Origin of the sequence: Bradyrhizobium sp. LTSP885, from assembly GCF_000938305.1 — a bacterium.
Taxonomy (GTDB): domain Bacteria; phylum Pseudomonadota; class Alphaproteobacteria; order Rhizobiales; family Xanthobacteraceae; genus Bradyrhizobium.
Window position 1 is genome coordinate 330,147 of the sequence record NZ_JYMT01000043.1, and the last position, 13,115, is coordinate 343,261.

Annotated in this window: 18 protein-coding genes; 11 read left to right on the plus strand and 7 right to left on the minus strand. The window is 64.8% G+C overall.

From position 1 onward, the window contains the following. Nucleotides 1–6: 6 nt before the first annotated feature. On the minus strand, nt 7–1,092 hold the full coding sequence (locus UP09_RS35550) for an AbrB family transcriptional regulator (protein WP_156164943.1): 1,086 nt from the start codon (nt 1,090–1,092) through the stop codon (nt 7–9). A gap of 147 nt (nt 1,093–1,239) precedes the next feature. Further along, on the minus strand, nt 1,240–1,524 hold the full coding sequence (locus UP09_RS35555; RefSeq protein ID WP_044543051.1) for a PsiF family protein: 285 nt from the start codon (nt 1,522–1,524) through the stop codon (nt 1,240–1,242). A 177-nt stretch (nt 1,525–1,701) separates the two neighbouring features. On the opposite strand from UP09_RS35555, the gene UP09_RS35560 reads away from it, so the two are divergent. Next, nucleotides 1,702–2,193, plus strand: a complete 492-nt coding sequence (locus UP09_RS35560) for a hypothetical protein (RefSeq protein ID WP_044543052.1) — start codon at nt 1,702–1,704, stop codon at nt 2,191–2,193. A 53-nt stretch (nt 2,194–2,246) separates the two neighbouring features. On the opposite strand, the gene UP09_RS35565 is transcribed toward UP09_RS35560, so the two are convergent. After that, the gene (locus UP09_RS35565) at nt 2,247–2,801 is read right to left on the minus strand and encodes a TetR/AcrR family transcriptional regulator (RefSeq protein ID WP_044543053.1); all 555 of its coding nucleotides are present in this window, start codon (nt 2,799–2,801) and stop codon (nt 2,247–2,249) included. 92 nt (nt 2,802–2,893) lie between these two features. Here UP09_RS35565 and UP09_RS35570 point away from each other — a divergent pair, with 92 nt between their 5' ends. From UP09_RS35570 to UP09_RS35595, 6 genes are all read left to right on the plus strand, one after another. Then, complete coding sequence (locus UP09_RS35570) at nt 2,894–3,328, plus strand: acyl-CoA thioesterase (RefSeq protein WP_044543054.1); 435 nt, start codon at nt 2,894–2,896, stop codon at nt 3,326–3,328. A gap of 5 nt (nt 3,329–3,333) precedes the next feature. Beyond that, nucleotides 3,334–3,777: a PaaI family thioesterase gene (locus UP09_RS35575; RefSeq protein ID WP_044543055.1), complete on the plus strand. Its 444-nt coding sequence runs from the start codon at nt 3,334–3,336 to the stop codon at nt 3,775–3,777. A 317-nt stretch (nt 3,778–4,094) separates the two neighbouring features. Beyond that, nucleotides 4,095–4,481, plus strand: a complete 387-nt coding sequence (locus UP09_RS35580; RefSeq protein ID WP_044543214.1) for a CidA/LrgA family protein — start codon at nt 4,095–4,097, stop codon at nt 4,479–4,481. Next, nucleotides 4,478–5,200, plus strand: coding sequence for an LrgB family protein (locus UP09_RS35585; RefSeq protein ID WP_044543056.1), 723 nt, complete (start codon nt 4,478–4,480; stop codon nt 5,198–5,200). The genes UP09_RS35580 and UP09_RS35585 overlap by 4 nt, the downstream gene beginning before the upstream one ends. 135 nt (nt 5,201–5,335) lie before the next feature. After that, nucleotides 5,336–6,073 (plus strand): sulfite exporter TauE/SafE family protein, encoded by a 738-nt coding sequence (locus UP09_RS35590; RefSeq protein WP_044543057.1) that lies wholly within the window; start codon nt 5,336–5,338, stop codon nt 6,071–6,073. A 36-nt stretch (nt 6,074–6,109) separates the two neighbouring features. Next, complete coding sequence (locus tag UP09_RS35595; protein ID WP_156164944.1) at nt 6,110–6,787, plus strand: DsbA family protein; 678 nt, start codon at nt 6,110–6,112, stop codon at nt 6,785–6,787. A 75-nt stretch (nt 6,788–6,862) separates the two neighbouring features. On the opposite strand, the gene UP09_RS35600 is transcribed toward UP09_RS35595, so the two are convergent. Continuing rightward, nucleotides 6,863–7,069, minus strand: coding sequence for a hypothetical protein (locus UP09_RS35600; protein WP_044543058.1), 207 nt, complete (start codon nt 7,067–7,069; stop codon nt 6,863–6,865). 151 nt (nt 7,070–7,220) lie between these two features. On the opposite strand from UP09_RS35600, the gene UP09_RS35605 reads away from it, so the two are divergent. Further along, nucleotides 7,221–7,535, plus strand: coding sequence for a hypothetical protein (locus UP09_RS35605; protein WP_044543059.1), 315 nt, complete (start codon nt 7,221–7,223; stop codon nt 7,533–7,535). Further along, nucleotides 7,522–8,175 (plus strand): nucleotidyl transferase AbiEii/AbiGii toxin family protein, encoded by a 654-nt coding sequence (locus UP09_RS35610; protein ID WP_044543060.1) that lies wholly within the window; start codon nt 7,522–7,524, stop codon nt 8,173–8,175. The genes UP09_RS35605 and UP09_RS35610 overlap by 14 nt, the downstream gene beginning before the upstream one ends. Nucleotides 8,176–8,192: 17 nt before the next feature. Here UP09_RS35610 and UP09_RS35615 read toward each other — a convergent pair whose 3' ends face one another. After that, nucleotides 8,193–9,080, minus strand: a complete 888-nt coding sequence (locus UP09_RS35615; RefSeq protein WP_044543061.1) for a LysR family transcriptional regulator — start codon at nt 9,078–9,080, stop codon at nt 8,193–8,195. Between the two features lie 120 nt (nt 9,081–9,200). Here UP09_RS35615 and UP09_RS35620 point away from each other — a divergent pair, with 120 nt between their 5' ends. After that, on the plus strand, nt 9,201–9,941 hold the full coding sequence (locus tag UP09_RS35620; RefSeq protein WP_044543062.1) for an SDR family oxidoreductase: 741 nt from the start codon (nt 9,201–9,203) through the stop codon (nt 9,939–9,941). 45 nt (nt 9,942–9,986) lie between these two features. Beyond that, nucleotides 9,987–10,886, plus strand: coding sequence for an SDR family oxidoreductase (locus tag UP09_RS35625; RefSeq protein WP_044543063.1), 900 nt, complete (start codon nt 9,987–9,989; stop codon nt 10,884–10,886). A gap of 123 nt (nt 10,887–11,009) precedes the next feature. Here the strand turns inward: UP09_RS35625 and UP09_RS35630 are convergent, their stop codons facing one another. Beyond that, nucleotides 11,010–12,080, minus strand: a complete 1,071-nt coding sequence (locus UP09_RS35630; RefSeq protein ID WP_044543064.1) for a carboxylesterase family protein — start codon at nt 12,078–12,080, stop codon at nt 11,010–11,012. Nucleotides 12,081–12,101: 21 nt separating this feature from the next. Next, a complete protein-coding gene (locus UP09_RS35635; protein WP_044543065.1) occupies nt 12,102–13,073 on the minus strand; it encodes a S1C family serine protease in 972 nt (323 codons plus the stop codon). Nucleotides 13,074–13,115 lie beyond the last annotated feature (42 nt).

Below are 13,115 nucleotides of genomic sequence, written 5' to 3' on the forward strand. Positions count from 1 at the left end.
CCGCCCCTAATCGTCGACGTCATCCTGCGGCCGTCCGAACAGATGGATGATGCCGGGCGTCGTGACGGTGACGAAGACGAAGCGCGACAGATGGTGCGCGCCGACGAAGATCGGGTCGATGTGCAAGGTCAGCGCCAGCGCCAGCATCGCGTCCATCGCGCCGGGCGCGAAGGCGACCACGACGTCGGACAGCCGGACATGGGTGGTGAAGGCGATCACCGCGACGAAGGCGGCGGAAACCAGGATCGCGATCACGAACGAGCCGAGCCCGGCATTGACATGGCTGAGCAGGGTCGATGTCTTCATCCGCGAGAAGCGGGTGCCGATCACGGCGCCAATCCCGACCAGGGCCACGCCGCGGAGCCAGGGCGGCAGGCCGCCATCGACCATGCCGGAGCCGTGCAGCAGGCTGGAGGCGAGCATCGCGCCGAACATCCAGCTCGCCGGAAATTTCACCCAGCGCAGCAACAAGGCTACGACGATCGAGCCGCCGACCAGGGCGGCAAGGCCGAGCGGGGAGGCGACTGCCGTCGGCAGCGGTGGCGGCGTGGCGTGCGTCACCCCGGTCAGCGCCAGCACCAGCGGCAGCGCCGCGGTCAGGATGATCACCCGGATGGTCTGCACCACGGCGATCGCCGCGACGTCAGCGCCTTTCTCGGCGGCGAGGATGGTGATCTGCGAGAGCGCGCCCGGGCTGCCGGCAAGGAACGCCGAGGTCTGGTCCCAGCCATGCACGCGCTGCAGATAGAAGCTTGAGCCGAATGTCGAGCAGAACGTCGCCAGCGCCAGTAGCCCAATGGTGAGCGGATAGGAGCTCATATGTTGCAGCAGTTGCTGCGACATCAGCGAGCCCAGCGAGATGCCGAGCAGCACCAGCACCGACTGCGTCAGCACGGCCGGCACTGTGAGCGGCCGTCCCGCGAGTGCTGCGATCGCGACCGCGGCCATCGCGCCCGAGATCAGCCCGCCCGGCAATTCCGCCCACAGGAACAGCAGGCCGCCGGCGGCCCCGATGACGAGAGTCTCGAGCCCGTTCAGGACTTTGTTACGATTGGGAATGGCCGTTGCCATCGAAGCGCGGATTGAGGTCACGCTGCGTTATGGCAAATCCGGAGCGGTGGAACAATTGCAACAGCGCGGTGCAGCAATGCGTCCGAATTCAGGATACGCGCAAAACCTTCACCCTCCCCGGTGGGGAGGGTGCAAGCCTTGAATATGTCTCTTGAAGATGTCTGAGTGCTACTTCGCCGCCGGGGCCGCCGCGGGCGCCGCACCACCGGCCGACTTCTTGCATTCGGAGCGGAATTTCTTGCGCTCCTTGCCGTGCAGCCCCTTGGCGTCGGCTTCCTTCGAGCATTCCAGCGAGGCGGCGGTATGCGGCTTGGCCTCCTTCGGCGCTTTGGCCGTGGTCGCTGCCGGGGCGGCGTCCTTGGCGGCCGGCGCTGCGGTTTGCGCGAAGGCGCCACCCATCAGCAGCAGGGAGGCAAGGGCAGTTGCGGTCGCAAGCGAGGAAATTGTCTTCATGTGGCACCTCTAGGGAAGGGAGCGGAACCGTCGCGCGGCGATGCTGAACCGCGGATGAACATGCGGCGGTTTGGCCGCCACAATATTTTGACGGCCGGGCGGGCCCGCGCGTTGTCGCACCCGCGGGTTGCGCTAGGATCATGGTCTTACGCCAATGCCCCCCAAGGGAGACCAGGGATGACCATCCAGACCAGATTGTTCACCGCGATTGCACTGTCGGGCTTTGCAGCCCTTGTGGCGAGCGCGCCGGCGCAGGCCCTGACCGCGCAGGAGTGCAGCGCCAAGTATCAGGCCGCCAAGACTGACGGCAGCCTCAACGGCCAGAAGTGGAATGATTTCCGCAAGGCCCAGTGCGGCGCCACCGCAACCCCGGCCGCGGCTCCCGCTGCGCCGCCGCCGGTCGTCGCAGCGCCTCCTCCGGCCGCGCCGAAGGAAGCCAAGAAGGAAGCTGCACCCGCCGCAGCACCGGCGCTGCCATCCGGCCCCGCCGTGTTTCCGGGCGCGGTGGATCCGAAATACTCGCAGCTGTCCGCCGGCAAGCAGCGCTTCAAGACCTGCGACGACCAATACAACGCCAACAAGGCCACCGGCGGCAATGGCGGCCTGAAGTGGATCCAGAAGGGCGGCGGCTACTACAGCGAATGCAACAAGAAGCTGAAGGGCGCCTGAGCCTTTCGACGCGGATTTAAGGAGCGGCCGGCGCAGAGCCGGCCGTTTTCTTTTTACCGGTCATCGAGCAGCCTATCCGCCGATTTGGCCAGCAGTTGCGCGCGCTTGCGCGGGCCGTGTTCGAGGAACAGCAAGCTCTGGCCGAAGATGAAGCAGTAGAATAGGAACGCCTTGGCGTCGGCTTCCTCGGCCGACAGTCCGGTTGCGCGATAGAGCTGCCCGACATTCTTCAGCCGCGCGGCGTCGACGCTCGCGACGGCCACCGCGGCGGCCTCGTCGGTGCGGGCCCATTGCCGGATCGCGAGCTCGATCGCCATCGCCTCGGTGTTCATGCGTTCCGAATAGAGCTTGATGATCGCCTTCAGCCGCTCGCGCGCGCTGGCGCCGTCGAGCGCGGTCTGCTTTTCGATCGCGGCGATGCGGCCGTCGCGCCAGTTCGCGAGCATCGCCGCGAGCAGCGCGGCGCGATCCCTGAAGCGGCGGTAGAAGCCGCCTTTGGTGACACCGAGCGCCTTTGCCAGCACCTCGACCCGCACGCCCTCGATGCCGGAATGCGCGAGTTCGGCAAAGCCGGCCGCGACCCAGGCATCGCCCTTGTCTTCAGTCATCTGCTCTCCCGTGCGTGATACGGTACCGTATTGCTAGCCCGCTTCGGTAGTGATACGCTACCGTATCAAGACTGAAAAAAGGGAGCGGCAGGATGGAGGGCGAGGCGACCTATCGCGGCACGGTCTATCCCTGGCATTGCGACCATATCGGCCACATGAATGTCATGTGGTATGTCGGCAAGTTCGACGAGGCGAACTGGAACATGTTCGCGCGTCTCGGCGTGACGCCGACCTACCTGCGCGAGTCCGGCTGCGGCATGGCCGCCGTGCAGCAGACCATCTCCTACAAGCGCGAGCTGCTCGCCGGCGACATCGTCGAGGTCAGGAGCCGGCTCCTTGAATTCCGCGACAAACTGGTCCGTATCCTGCACGAGATGCGCAACGCGGAAACCGGCGAAATCGCCGCGACCTGCGAGATATCAGCCGTGCACATCGATCGCGCCGCACGCAAATCGGCGCCGTTCGCGCCGGCGATTCGCTACGCCGCCATGCACCATCTGGTGCCGTCCGTCTCAGCAACGGTGTAACCGCCATGCCGCGCTTCGAACCCAAAAATCCAGACTACCGTGCTGTGGCGACCGACATGTTCGTGCGCCAGCGCGCGATGCAGACGCTCGGCATTTCGATCGCGCGCATGGAGCCGGGCGAGGTCGACCTCGCGATGCCCTATGCGCCCGAGTTCACCCAGCAGAACGGCTTTGTCCATGCTGGAATCATCACCGCGGGCCTCGACAATGCCTGCGGCGTTGCCGCCTTCACGCTGATGCCCGCCGGCTCGGATATCCTCACCGTGGAGTTCAAGACCAATCTGCTGGCGCCGGCCAAGGGCGAGCGGTTCGTGTTCCGCGCTACCGTCGTCAAGCCCGGCCGTACGCTGACGTTCTGCGAAGCCGGGGCCTATGCGCTCAACGACGGCGTCGAGACGCTGGTCGCGACCATGACCGGCACGCTGATGGCGCTGGCGCGGCGGGGGTAGTAGGCGGAGGGGAAAATCCACCTCCGTCATGCTGAGGAGCGCGAAGTGCGTCTCGAAGCATGCGCGGCCCGGCTGGTGGCCGTGCATCCTTCGAGACGCGCGTACCGCGCTCCTCAGGATGACGGTGAGAGAGAGTGTGTCACGGCTCTATCCACGTCATTGCGAGCGAAGCGAAGCAATCCATCGTTCGGCACGCGCGGAGCGATGGATTGCTTCGTCGCTTCGCTCCTCGCAATGACGGGTTGTGAACATTCACGGCGGATTGACAAGCCTCTCTCTCGGCGACCTGATAGGCCTCTCTCTTGGACGCCTGCCTCATGATCGCCAGCCTCAGCCTGATTCTGCTCTGCCAATTGATCGGTGAGGTCGCGGTGCGCGCGCTCGCTGTCCCGGTGCCCGGCCCAGTGATCGGCCTCGTGCTGTTGCTTGTACTGTTGCTCGGACGCGACCGCTTTCCGGCGTTCGCACGCGGGCCGCTCGGCAATGACGGCGTCGAGAGCGCGAGCCGCGCGCTGCTGGCCAATCTCTCGCTGCTGTTCGTCCCGGCCGGCGTCGGCGTGGTGCAGAAGCTCGACCTGCTGGCCGAGCATGGTGTCGCGATTCTCGTGATCCTTGTAGTCTCGGTCGTCATCACGCTGCTGGCGACGGTTGCGACCTTCGTTGCGGCCAGCAGCCTTCTTTCGCGCGGCGAGGATGGGCCGTGAGCGACAATCCGTTCTCGCTCTGGGTCTATCTTTCGCAGTCGCCGCTGCTCTGGCTAACGGTGACGCTGCTGACCTATGCCGTCACTGATGCCGTGTCGCTGGCGACCCGCCGCCATCCGCTCGCCAATCCGGTGCTGCATTCGATGTGGATCATCGGCGTATTCCTGCTGGTGACGAAGACGTCCTACACCACCTACTTTGCCGGCGCCCAGTTCGTGCATTTCCTGCTGGGGCCGGCGACCGTCGCGCTCGCGGTGCCGCTGTATGAGAATCGCAAACGCGTCGCAGCCGCGATCCTGCCGATGCTGATTGCACTCGCGGTCGGCTCGATCACGGCGATTGCCTCGGTCGTGCTGCTGGCGCAGGCCTTCGGTCTGCCGCGCGAGATTATCCTGTCGCTGGCGCCGAAATCGGTCACTGCAGGCGTCGCGATGGGCATCAGCGAATCCCTGCACGCCGATCCCTCACTGACGGCGGTGTCGGTGGTCATCACCGGCATCATGGGGGCGATCACAGTCACGCCGCTGATGAACCTGACCGGCGTCACCGACTATCGGGCCCGCGGCTTTGCGGTCGGCATCGCCGCGCATGGCATCGGCACCGCGCGCGCCTTCCAGGTCGACGAGGTCGCGGGCGTCTTCGCCGGGATCGCGATGAGCCTGAACGCGCTGGTTACCTCGCTGCTGGTGCCGCTGGCCGTGACATTTCTGGTGCACTGAATGCTGCTGCAGTGCAGTTTTGTGCTATAGGCATGGCGTAAGGCAGCAAATCCTTCTAGGATCGCGGTCACAAACGCGAGTCTGTTCCCCTTGGTCTTCTCCGCAACGCAGAGTCTGCTTGGACTGGCATCGGGCATGCTGGTCGGTTTTTCACTCGGCCTGGTCGGCGGCGGCGGGTCGATCCTCGCCGTCCCGCTGATGGTCTATGTGGTTGGCGTGCCGGAGCCGCATGTCGCGATCGGCACTTCGGCGATCGCGGTAGCGGCCAATGCCGCGGTCAACCTGTCCAACCATGCCCGCGGCGGCACGGTGATCTGGTCCTGCGCGCTGCTGTTCGCGGCCGCCGGCATGTGTGGTGCGTTCGGCGGCTCGATCCTCGGCAAGATGGTCGACGGACAGAAGCTGCTGGCGTTGTTCGCGCTGGTGATGCTCGTGATCGCCGGGTTGATGCTGAAGACACGCGCGCGGGTTGGCCTTGCCGACGTCAAGATGGACATGTCCAACATGCCGGCGATCGCCGGGCTTGGGCTCGCGACCGGAACCATGTCCGGCTTCTTCGGTATCGGCGGCGGCTTCCTGATCGTGCCGGCCCTGATGCTGGCGACCGGCATGCCGATCATGAATGCGGTCAGTTCCTCGCTGGTAGCCGTCACCGCCTTCGGCATGACGACGGCGCTAAGCTATGCGTGGTCCGGACTGGTGTCGTGGGGGTTGGCAGGGCTATTCGTCGCCGGCGGCATCGTCGGCGGGCTGGTGGGAACGCGCTCTGCACGGCATTTGTCGGTACGGCGCGGCGCCCTCAATATCGTGTTCGCCACTGTCATTATCGCGGTGGCCGTCTATATGCTGGTGCGTAACATCACGTCGCTTTGAGCGTAGAAAGGCGAGAGTTCCTCGCGAGGCCTGCACATGAATCGATCGACGATGATATCCGGGATCAATCCGGGCCTCACCCGCCGCGGCGCGCTCGGCCTGCTCGGCGGCGGCGCGGCCCTGCTGACGGCGGGGTCTGCCCGTGCGCAGGAAGACAAGGTCCTGACCGAAGCGCTGGTGCTGCGCGACCCCGAGATTCCGGCGGCGGGCAATCCCAATGGCGACCTCACCATCGTCGAATGGTTCGACTACAATTGCCCGTATTGCCGCAAGCTCGCGCCGGAGCTCCGCCAGGTGGTGCAGGATGACGGCAAGGTCCGTCTGGTGCTGAAGGACTGGCCGATCCTGGGGCCAGTGTCCAAGGTCGCGGCGCGGATGGCGCTGGCGGCACGCTACCAGGACAAGTTCCTCGTCGCCCATGAGGCGATGATATCGGTCAATTCGCGCATCACCGAGCCGCGCATTGCCGAACTGCTCTCCGGTGCCGGCCTCGATATGGACAAGCTGAAAAATGATCTCGACGCCAACGCGCCGGCGATCGACGCGCTGCTCGCGCGCAACAACGAGCAGGCGCAAGCCTTTGGTTTCAACGGCACGCCGGCCTTCATCGTCGGCAAATACCGCGTGCCCGGCGTGCTCAGCATGGACCAGTTCGAGCAGGTCATCGCCGACGCCCGCAAGGCGAATATGGGCCGCAAGACCGAGAAGAACTAAACCTGTTGAAACGAGTTACGGCCTCTCCCGTTCTGGAGAGGCCGTTCGTTTCTGGCGATTTGAATAAGGCCAGCGTTACTTCGAGGCGACCTTGGTCCACTCCTCATGCGCGCGTGCCTTCAGCGCATTCCAGTCACGGGCCGCGACATCCCAATTGACGATGGTGCGGCTGTTCTGCGCCACATCCCCATTCGCCACGCTCGACGTCTGCATGGAATCGTAGACATACACGCCGCCGATCAACAGCAGCGCGCCCAAAATCATTCCAAAAAACGTCCGCATCACAAATCCTCCGGTGTTAGCCTGACAACGTCGCGGGGGAGGGGATGGTTCCGGACCGCAGCGCGACCGATCGTCAACCTCCGCTCCGTCGTGGCCGCGGCAAGCGGGTGTTCTGCGTGGAAATTGCCGGTTGAATCGGCTACAATAGGCCATGACGGCAAATCGCCTATCGAACGATCTTCTCGAGCAATTTCGCCGCAAATATCTGTGGTGGACGCCGGTCGACGGACATCCGTTTTCCGAGGACCGCGTCATCGCGCAAACCATGAATCTCGGGACATATGACGACATCCTGCTGCTCGAGAAAGCGGTCGGCCAGGCGCATCTGGTCGAGATTATGCGCGGCGCCGAGCCTGGCTGGCTCAATGATCGGTCGTGGGTATTCTGGCGAGGCCGGCTGACGCTCGCCACGGGCATGGCAATCCCCGACAAAGCCCCCCGTAGGGGATTTTATGCCGCAGTTTGAACCGCGACTTGATATCCTTCCGGCGGCACAAAGGGAGATCTGGTCCAGTCTGGCTCCGGCGCGGCGCTTGAAGTTCGTCCTCTATGGCGGGACGGCCGTCGCACTTCAACTTGGTCACCGTGAATCGCTCGACTTCGACTTCTTCTGCACCGGGCACCTCGATAAGGACCAGCTTCGCGCCGAGTTCGGCTTCATCGCCGGCGCTGTGATCCTGCAAGATGCGCCGGACACGCTTGTCGTACTGGCCGAGATGCCATCCGGTCCGGTCAAGGTGTCGTTCTTTGGTGGCTTCAAGTTTGGTCGTATCAACGACCCGCTTCAGACCGCCGATGGCGTACTGCTCGTTGCGTCGCTCGATGACTTGATGGCGACCAAGCTCAAGGCCACGCTGGACCGCGCCGAAGCAAAAGACTACCGGGACATCGTCGCCATGTTGTCGGCAGGCTCCTCGTTACCGACGGCCTTGAGCGCCTTCAAGACGATGTTCCAAGGCGAACCGGCACAGGTGTTGCGGGCGCTCGGATTCTTCGACGATGGAGATCTGCACACACTGACTTCCGCGGATCGAGACACCCTGTCGAACGAGCGGGATCGCGTAAGCGAACTGCCCGAGGTCGATCTGAAAGTGGGGCTTTGTTGAGTTGAACTTACGCGGCCTCAACTCCGCCCAAACGCCCGCATCACATAATCGATGAACACGCGGACGCGCGGCGAGAGCTGGCGGTTGCGGGGATAGAGCAAATGCACCGGCACCGACGGCGGCCGGCAGTGCTGCAACACCTCCACCAGCGTTCCCTGCGCCAGATCGGCTTCGGCATGAAAGCGCGGCACCTGGACCAGGCCGAGGCCTAGCTTGGCTGTCGCGAGATAACTCTCCGGTCCGGTCACCGACATCGGCGCCGGCAACGGGAATTCCTTCAGCGCGCCATCGATCACGAATTCCATCGGCCGCAACCGCCCCGTGGTCAGTGAGCGGATCCCGATCATGCGATGGCCGTCGAGCGCGAGCGGATCGGTCGGCGTACCGAAGCTCGCGAAATAGTCGGGCGTTGCGCAGGTCAGCCGGTCCAGCATCACCACCTGCCGGGCGATCATGTCGCTGTCGCGCACCTCGCCGAAGCGCAGCACGCAGTCGACACCCTCGCGAATCAGATCGATCCAGCGATCGCTCTCGCTCATCGTGATCTCGATCTCAGGATATTCGGCGAGGAAGCCGGGCAGATTCGGCAGCAGGAAGTGACGCGCCAGCGTGCCCTGTACTTCGAGCCGCAACAGTCCCTTCGGCCTCGCGCCGCCGAACGCGCCTTCGGCATCTTCGAGATCCGAGATCAGTGACAGGCAGCGCCGGTAATGCGCCTCACCGTCGAGCGTCGGGCGCACCGTGCGCGTGGTGCGTTCGAGCAGCCGGACGCCGAGCCGCGCCTCCAGCCCCTTCACCGCATCGGTCGCCGTCGAGCGCGGTAGCCCAAGATCGTCGGCGGCAAGTGAGAAGCTGCGCCGCTCCACCACGCGGGTGAACACGCGCATGGCATCAAACCGGTCCATCCTATTATCCGAATATAGCGAATAGTGATGTCAGAAGATGCATGATTATTCGGGTGATGCCAAGGCGTAGGGTCCTCCCATCGAACGCGGCGCTGCCGCTCAACTGATGGGAGACTGAAAATGACCAACCAAACCAACAAGGTAGCTCTGGTGACGGGCGCCTCGCGCGGGATCGGCGCGGCGATCGCCGAGCGGCTCGCCCGGGACGGCTTCACCGTCGTGATCAACTACTCCGGCGACGCCAAGCCGGCTGAAGCCATCGCCAGCGCGATCGAGGCGGCCGGCGGCCGGGCGCTGACGGCGAAGGCCGATGTCAGCGACGCCAACGCCGTGCGCGGCCTGTTCGATGCGGCGGAGGCGGCCTTCGGCGGCGTCGACGTGCTGGTCAACAATGCCGGCATCATGAAGCTTGCAAAAATCGCCGACAGCGACGATGCGCTGTTCGACCAGCAGATCGCCGTGAATCTCAAGGGCAGCTTCAACACCATGCGCGAGGCGGCGCGGCGGCTGCGCAATGGCGGCCGCATCGTCAATTTCTCGACCAGCGTGGTCGGCACGAAGCTTGAGAGCTACGGCATCTACGTCGCGACCAAGGCGGCGATCGAATCGCTCACCGCAATCCTGTCCAAGGAATTGCGCGGACGCGGGATCACCGTGAATGCCGTCGCCCCCGGCCCGACCGCGACCGATCTGTTCCTGAACGGCAAGTCGGACGAACTGATCGATCGCTTCGCCAAGATGGTCCCGCTGGAGCGGCTCGGCACGCCCGACGACATCGCTTCGGTCGTGTCGTTCCTCGCCGGTCCCGACGGCGGGTGGATCAACGGCCAGACGCTGCGCGCCAATGGCGGCCTGGTCTGACGCCCTCAAGCACTCATTCAACCCGACATCACGAGGATATCTGTCATGAAGCAAGTCATCGTCATCACCGGCGCGTCGAGCGGTTTCGGCCGGCTCACCGCCAATGCGCTCGCCAGCGCCGGTCACACCGTCTATGCATCGATGCGCCAAACCACGGGCCGCAACGCCGCAGCAGTCGCCGACGTCGAGACATTCGCAAAAGACAACAACGTCGATCTGCGCGCGCTCGAGCTCGACGTCGGTTCGCAGGCGTCAGCCGATGCCGCGATCGCAAAAATCGTCGCCGAGCAAGGCCGTCTTGACGTCGTCATGCACAATGCCGGCCACATGGTGTTCGGCCCGGCCGAAGCTTTCACGCCCGAACAGCTCGCCGAACTCTACGACGTCAACGTGCTGTCGACCCAGCGCGTCAACCGCGCGGCGCTGCCGCAGCTGCGCAAGCAGGGCAGGGGACTCGTGGTCTGGGTGTCGAGCAGCAGCTCGGCCGGCGGCACGCCGCCCTATCTCGCGCCGTACTTCGCGGCGAAGGCCGGCATGGATGCGATGGCGGTGATTTATGCGCGCGAGCTTGCGCGCTGGGGCATTGAGACCTCGATCATCGTGCCCGGCGCCTTCACCGGCGGCACCAATCACTTCGCCCATTCCGGCCGTCCCGCCGATCAGGCGCGTATCGCCGAATACGAAGCAGGTCCCTATGCCGGGTTCGGCGAAGAGATCATGAAAGCGTTCTCGGCGATCGTGCCAGAGGATGCCGACGCATCATTGGTCGCCGACGCGATCGTCGAGGTCGTCGGCATGCCGTTCGGCAAGCGGCCGTTCCGCGTCCATATCGATCCGACGCAGGACGGTGCCGAGGTCGCATTCGGCGTGATCGACCGCGTTCGCAACGAGATGCTGCACCGGGTCGGCTTTTCCGACCTGCTTAAGCCGCGGGTGAACAGCTAGTACCGTGCAGCTCTCTCCACGTCATTGCGAGGAGCGATAGCGACGAAGCAATCCATGCCTCCGCTTGTGGTGCGATGGATTGCTTCGCTTCGCTCGCAATGACGGGGATAGGCTATGCGTCTCTCACACCCCATTCAGCCATTGCAAAATCTCCGCATTCATCTCGCGCGGATAGCAGTGGCTGAGATCGTCGAGTTCGCGGTAGGTGACGTTAGCGCCGGCGGCCGACAGCAATTGCTGGGTCTGCCGTGCAGTCTGCACCGGAAACATCCAGTCCTGCTGGCCATGGGTGATGAAGACCGGCAACCCGCGCAGCCGGTCTGCGTCAGCCATCTCGGCCATCATCGGATGGAAAGTTGCTGCAACGGGAGCAAGATGGGTGAAGCGCGAGGCGCCGTCGAGGCCGGTGACGTAGATGAACGTGCCGCCGTCACTCATGCCTGATAGCAGCATCCGCTTGCTGTCGATGGTCCAGCGGGAGTCGACCTCGTCGAGGATGCGGTTGAGGTTCGGCGTGTCGGTGTCGTTGCCCATCAGCGCCCAGGTCTGGCCGGTTGCGGTCGGCGCGATCAGGATGGCGCCACGGCTGCGGGCGTCACGCAGCCAGCTCCACAGGAAGCCGCGGCCGTTGCCGCTGCCGCCATGCAGCGCCACCACCAGCGGCCAGGTGCGGTCGGGCGTGTAATATTCCGGTACGTAGAGCGAGAACCCGCCGCGGCTGCCGGGCTCATTCTGCTCATGAAAGATGCCGGTGCTGTCGTTGGCGGGCGCTTCGAGCTTCGCCAGCAGCGCCGCATCCTCGCGCAATTCGGGCGCAATGAAGAATTGGCTCACTGGCGGCAGCTGCGCGACCAGCGGATAGAGTGCCTCCTGCGCCCGCGGCGCGTAGCGCAGCGCGCGGAATACGCTGACGAGATCGCCCTGGCCGTTCTCCACCGCGCGCAGGCCCGCATAGCCCGCGAGCGCCGCGTCGCTGGCGGCCTGAAGCGCGATCTTGATGTGCGAGAATTTTTCAGGCCAGTCGGCCAGCCGCGGCCGCACCGCGTGCAGCGCCGCGTCGGGCTCGCCCGCAATCTCCATCACGCGGCCGAACTCGGGCGGGTTGAGATTGCGCGCGACATAGGACAGCGATTCCAGCGTCTGCAACAGCGGCGGCAGCACGGCCACGATGTCATCAACCACGGCCTCGCTCATCGCGGCTGCCTCTCGTCTCTTCTAGTGCAGCCGTGGCGCCTTCAAGAGCTTGGCGCGGTCGATCGAGGTTAGCGTCACGTCGAAGGTGACGCCCTCGTGATAGACGGTCAGCGGCACATCGACGCCGGCCGAGCCGAGCGACCAGAGTTTTCGGTAGAACTCGGTCTGGCTCGTCACCGTCTCGCCGGCGACCGCGAGGATCACGTCGCCGGTCTTCAGCTCGGCGCGCGCCGCGGGGCCCTTGCCGGCAATGCCGACCACCACGACGCGGTCGTCGATTTCGGTCGTATACATGCCGAGCCACGGCCGCGCCGGCTTGTTGACGCGGCCGAACTTGCGCAGGTCGGTCAGCACCGGCTTCAACAGGTCGATCGGCACCACCATGTTGACGTGCTCGGCCTTGCCGCCCTTCTCGCGCTCGAGCTGCAACGAGCCGATGCCGATCAGCTCGCCGGTATTCGAGATCAGTCCGGTGCCGCCCCAGTTCGGATGCGACGGATAGGTGAAGATCGACTCGTCCAGCAGATATTCCCAGTAGCCAGCGAATTCCTGCTTGGCGGCGATCTGGCTCGCGACCGAGCGCGTGCGGCCGCCGGCGCCGCCGACGATGACGTTGTCGCCGATCCGCGTCGCTGCCGAGGATCCGATCGGCAGCGGGTCGACGTCGAGCCGGCCGAGCGCCTGCACCAGGCCAAAGCCGGATTCGAAATCGAGGCCGAGCGCGTGGCCCTCGACCACGCGGCCGTCGCCGAGATGCAGCCAGACCGATTCGGCTTCCGTGATCAGATAGCCGATGGTCAGCACCAGCCCGTCATCGATCAGCACGCCGTTGCCGGCACGCTCGGTGCCGAGCGTCTCGGCACTGAAGGCGTCGGATGGAATGATCGAATGCAGCCCGACCACCGAGGCCAGTGCGCGATCGAGATCAAACCGATAATCTTCCGGGCGGGGCTGGAAGGCCGGCGGCACTTTCCATTCGGTCAAGGCGGGCATCTGAGAGGTCTCCTGGCGTGCAGCGCTGGAACCCCGATTAAA

Bases quoted from the DNA above. Each gene is read 5' to 3' on its own strand.
- UP09_RS35615 (WP_044543061.1), bottom strand. From the start codon at position 9,080: ATGGACCGGTTTGATGCCATGCGCGTGTTCACCCGCGTGGTGGAGCGG.
- UP09_RS35555 (WP_044543051.1), bottom strand. From the start codon at position 1,524: ATGAAGACAATTTCCTCGCTTGCGACCGCAACTGCCCTTGCCTCCCTG.
- UP09_RS35575 (WP_044543055.1), top strand. From the start codon at position 3,334: ATGCCGCGCTTCGAACCCAAAAATCCAGACTACCGTGCTGTGGCGACC.
- UP09_RS35620 (WP_044543062.1), top strand. From the start codon at position 9,201: ATGACCAACCAAACCAACAAGGTAGCTCTGGTGACGGGCGCCTCGCGC.
- UP09_RS35565 (WP_044543053.1), bottom strand. From the start codon at position 2,801: ATGACTGAAGACAAGGGCGATGCCTGGGTCGCGGCCGGCTTTGCCGAA.
- UP09_RS35570 (WP_044543054.1), top strand. From the start codon at position 2,894: ATGGAGGGCGAGGCGACCTATCGCGGCACGGTCTATCCCTGGCATTGC.
- UP09_RS35595 (WP_156164944.1), top strand. From the start codon at position 6,110: ATGAATCGATCGACGATGATATCCGGGATCAATCCGGGCCTCACCCGC.
- UP09_RS35600 (WP_044543058.1), bottom strand. From the start codon at position 7,069: ATGCGGACGTTTTTTGGAATGATTTTGGGCGCGCTGCTGTTGATCGGC.
- UP09_RS35560 (WP_044543052.1), top strand. From the start codon at position 1,702: ATGACCATCCAGACCAGATTGTTCACCGCGATTGCACTGTCGGGCTTT.
- UP09_RS35580 (WP_044543214.1), top strand. From the start codon at position 4,095: ATGATCGCCAGCCTCAGCCTGATTCTGCTCTGCCAATTGATCGGTGAG.
- UP09_RS35605 (WP_044543059.1), top strand. From the start codon at position 7,221: ATGACGGCAAATCGCCTATCGAACGATCTTCTCGAGCAATTTCGCCGC.
- UP09_RS35590 (WP_044543057.1), top strand. From the start codon at position 5,336: ATGCTGGTCGGTTTTTCACTCGGCCTGGTCGGCGGCGGCGGGTCGATC.
- UP09_RS35635 (WP_044543065.1), bottom strand. From the start codon at position 13,073: ATGCCCGCCTTGACCGAATGGAAAGTGCCGCCGGCCTTCCAGCCCCGC.
- UP09_RS35630 (WP_044543064.1), bottom strand. From the start codon at position 12,080: ATGAGCGAGGCCGTGGTTGATGACATCGTGGCCGTGCTGCCGCCGCTG.
- UP09_RS35610 (WP_044543060.1), top strand. From the start codon at position 7,522: ATGCCGCAGTTTGAACCGCGACTTGATATCCTTCCGGCGGCACAAAGG.
- UP09_RS35625 (WP_044543063.1), top strand. From the start codon at position 9,987: ATGAAGCAAGTCATCGTCATCACCGGCGCGTCGAGCGGTTTCGGCCGG.